Genomic DNA, 3,810 nt, shown 5'->3' with positions numbered 1-3,810 from the left:
GTCCTGCCCTGTCCGCCCCGCCGGCCCCGGCCACCGCGGCGACGGCGCCGGCCCTGACGGGGTTGCCCGCCGCCGGACTGACCGGCGTGGTCGGACTGCGCGGGTTGGCCGGATCTGCCGGACTTCTGCCCCCGGCCACCCTGGGCGTCCCGGTTCTCCGGGGCCTTGCCCTGCCCGTGCGCCGGACGCTGAGAACCCTGACCAGCGGGTTCGGACGCCGGTGTTCCCGATCCGGCGGGCCGACGGGCACGCCGACGCCGCGGCGGGTTGGCGCGCGGTTCGTCGGGGCGTTCGGCTTCAGACACCCATCGATGCTACCGGCCGGTGTCGGGTGTTCCGTAAATCGTCGGCGTGCCGCCCGTGGATCGGTCCGGACGCCGGGCGTCTGTGTTCTGCGCGTCCCATGCCGACCCCGACGCCCTGGTGGTGTTCCAGCACTTCCCCGACGCCGCCGCAGCACAGGAGTTCCGGGGCGACCCCGCGTACCCGGCGTGCCTCGAGGAGTCGGGGGAGCTGCTGAGCGGGCCCCCGGAGGTCGAGGCCGTGGAGCCGCTGTGGTCCGAGGCGGGCGGACCGACTCGGTAAGGTCTCCGCTGTGACAGCCCGTAACCCCCACCCAGATCCGCGCGCCACCTCGGACCGACACGATGCGGCGGTGTTCTCGGGACTGCAGGACGGCCCGGGCACCCCGCCCGACCCGACCGAGTCCGAGGCGCGGCGGGTCCGGCTCCTGGCGGGCGCCCAGTCCACTCTCAACGATCACGCGGACGTGCTCGCTCCTCTCGCGTCGGCGTTCGTCGAGGCCGGGCACGAGCTCTACCTCGTCGGCGGGAGTGTGCGCGACGCCGTTCTGGGCCGACTCGGCACGGACCTGGACTTCACCACGGACGCGCGGCCCGAGACGGTCCGGGGGATCCTCGAGACCTACGCGGACACGGTCTGGGACACCGGTATCGAGTTCGGCACCCTGTCGGCGGTCAAGCATGACGCCGGTGGTGTCGAGCAGCAGATCGAGATCACCACGTTCCGCGCGGACTCCTACGACGGGGTGACCCGCAATCCCGACGTGGTCTTCGGGGACACCCTGGAGGGAGACCTGGTCCGTCGCGACTTCACGGTCAACGCGATGGCGGTGCGGCTGCACCCGGACGGACGTCACGAGTTCTGTGACCCCCTCGACGGGATGGAGGCCCTGCTCGCGGGGGTCCTGGACACCCCTGCGGCCCCGGAGCAGTCGTTCTCCGATGATCCGCTGCGCATGCTCCGGGCCTGCCGGTTCGTCTCCCAGTTGGGTTTCTCCCTCGCCCCCCGGGTGTTTCGGGCGATGTCGGAGATGACCGCCGAGATCGACAGGATCACCGTCGAGCGGGTCCGCACCGAGTTGGACAAGACCATCCTGGGGGACTACCCGATCGACGGGATCAACATGCTCTGTGAGGCCGGGTTGGCCGACCGCGTGTTGCCCGAGGTGCCGGGGATGAAGCTGGAACGCGACGAGCACATGCAGCACAAGGACGTGTACTGGCATTCGCTCACCGTGCTGCGGCAGGCCATCGACCTCGAACCGGACGGCCCTGACCTCGTGTTGCGCTGGGCCGCGCTGCTGCACGACGTGGGCAAGCCGGCCACGCGCGCGGCCAAACCGGGCGGCGGGGTGACCTTCCACCACCACGAGGTGGTGGGCGCCAAGATGGTGCGCAAGCGCATGCGTGCACTCAAATACTCCAAGCAGATGATCGAGGACGTCTCGGGGCTGGTGTTCCTCCACCTGCGCTTCCACGGGTACGGCGAGGGGCAGTGGTCCGACTCCGCCGTGCGCCGCTACGTCTCCGACGCGGGACATCTGCTCCCCCGCCTCCACCGGCTGGTGCGCGCGGACTGCACGACGAGGAACAAACGGCGCGCGGCCAGGCTCCAGGCCAGCTACGACTCCCTCGAACACCGGATCGCCGAGATCGCGGAGAAGGAGGATCTGGCCCGCGTCCGACCGGACCTCGACGGCAACGAGATCATGCGGTTGCTCGACCTCAAGCCCGGGCCGGACGTCGGCCGTGCCTGGGCCTTCCTCAAGGAACTGCGCCTGGACCGCGGCCCACTCGACCGCGACGAGGCGGAGGCCGAACTCCTCCGGTGGTGGGCCGAGCGGAGCACAGACCCGCAGAACGGCGACCCGGCGTGATCGGCGGCGCGGTCGACCGCTATCTCGGCTCGACCGCGGGCAGGGCCGTGGCCGCCGTCCTGGCGACGCTCGGTACGGTCCTCCACACGGTCGGGATCCCGGGCCTCCAGAACCTCCCCCCGTACCGCATCGACCTGGACGTCTACCGGGTCGGCGGGCAGGTGTTCCGGGACGGCGGCGATCTCTACGGCGAACTGCCCCGGCTGGCGGAGGGGGCCCACCTGCCCTTCACCTACCCCCCGCTCGCGGCCCAGATCTTCGCCTTGTTCACGCTCGTCCCGTTGGCGGTGGCCTCGGTCGTCATCACGCTGGCCACGATCGCCGTGCTCGCCTCCGTGGTGCAGCTGGTCCTCAGCCGCACCTGTGCTCGTCCGGTCCGCGAGCTGTGGTGGCTCACGGTCGCGGTGATGGCCGTCGCGCTGTGGTTCGGACCGGTCCGCGAGACGATCGGGTTCGGGCAGATCAACGTCTTCCTCATGGCGTTGGTGCTGGTGGACGTGATCCGTGGCCGGGGTCGCTGGTGGGGCGGGATCCTCACCGGCCTGGCGATGGCGATCAAGCTCACCCCCGCGGTGTTCCTGTTGTACTTCGCGCTGCGTCGCGACTGGAGGGGTCTGGGGACCGCGGTCCTCGCCGCGCTCGCCTTCACCGGCCTCGGTCACCTGCTGACCCCGGCCGACTCGGCCCGCTACTGGTCGTTCGCGATCCGGGATCCCGCCCGAATCGGCGCACTGTCGTTCTCCTCCAATCAGTCGGTCAACGGGTTCGTGTACCGCCTCGGTCTCGAGGGCTCGGCGGCATCGGTGGCGTGGTTCGTGGTGTCCGCGCTGGTGGGCCTGGGTATCGCCTGGGTGGCGTGGCGGCTGCTGCGCCACGGGCACGAGGTCGCCGCCGCCGTCGCGGTGGGGTTCGTCGCGCTGTTCTGCTCGCCGGTGTCCTGGGGACACCACTGGGTCTGGTCGGTGCCGGCCGTCGTTCTCACGGCGGTGTGGGTGGCGCGCGCGGCCGAGAGGGATGACGACGACGAGCGTGGCTGGCTCGCCCTGGCGGGCTCCGGCATCGTGGTCTTCCTGGCGACACCACAGTGGTGGTTCCCCCATGACGAGGGGCGTGAACTCGCGTGGGGGCCGATCCAGCACCTCGTGGGCGACGCCTATCTCCTCTGGGCGTTGGCCTTTCTCGTCGTCGTCGGCCTCCGGGCCGCGCGGCTCGGGGATCCGGATCTACACGGGGATCCGGACAGGCCGGTGCTCCTGGTGCGCAGCGACTCCCGCTGAAGGGTCGGTCAAGAGCGTCACTGCCCTCTGTGGAGGGAGGTCGGGTTGTCCACAGATCGCTGCTCGGCACTGGCCCGCGCCACCAGGCCGCGACACCATTTCGGGCATGGACTACTTCTTCGGAGACGGCGTCGGTGAGCCGACGCACTGGCAGGGCAGGCCCGACCTCACCCTCGGGACCGGTGCCGCAGACGCGCTGTGGCTGGACTTCGACGGCGACGGGCACGCCGACGACGCCCTGTGGGACTCGACCGGCGACGGTATCGCCGACCGCGTGGTGACCGATGTGGGCACCGGCGCCCAGGAGGTCTACTCGGACGCGGGGGGCCGCGGGGTGTGGGACGTCTTCGCGGG

The 3,810-nt window shown here is 71.1% G+C and carries 3 protein-coding genes and 2 pseudogenes; 4 read left to right on the top strand and 1 reads right to left on the bottom strand.

Annotation, left to right across the window (positions count from 1 at the left end):
• Positions 1–305, bottom strand: a pseudogene (locus IY392_RS19195) (hypothetical protein); the annotation flags it as partial.
• A 55-nt stretch (positions 306–360) separates the two neighbouring features.
• Between IY392_RS19195 and IY392_RS09730 the strand changes: the two are divergent.
• The 4 genes and pseudogenes from IY392_RS09730 to IY392_RS09715 form a co-directional block, all read left to right on the top strand.
• Positions 361–585, top strand: coding sequence for a putative quinol monooxygenase (locus IY392_RS09730; RefSeq protein WP_228549230.1), 225 nt, complete (start codon positions 361–363; stop codon positions 583–585).
• A gap of 70 nt (positions 586–655) precedes the next feature.
• Positions 656–2,179: a CCA tRNA nucleotidyltransferase gene (locus IY392_RS09725; protein WP_107758305.1), complete on the top strand. Its 1,524-nt coding sequence runs from the start codon at positions 656–658 to the stop codon at positions 2,177–2,179.
• The gene (locus IY392_RS09720; RefSeq protein ID WP_194861091.1) at positions 2,176–3,456 is read left to right on the top strand and encodes a glycosyltransferase 87 family protein; all 1,281 of its coding nucleotides are present in this window, start codon (positions 2,176–2,178) and stop codon (positions 3,454–3,456) included. Before IY392_RS09725 ends, IY392_RS09720 begins: the two co-directional genes overlap by 4 nt.
• Positions 3,457–3,562: 106 nt before the next feature.
• Positions 3,563–3,810 (top strand): annotated as a pseudogene (locus IY392_RS09715) (hypothetical protein); the annotation flags it as partial.

Origin of the sequence: Dietzia sp. SYD-A1 (assembly GCF_015356725.1) — a bacterium.
Lineage (GTDB): Bacteria > Actinomycetota > Actinomycetes > Mycobacteriales > Mycobacteriaceae > Dietzia.
This window is presented reverse-complemented; position numbering and strand designations above follow the sequence as displayed.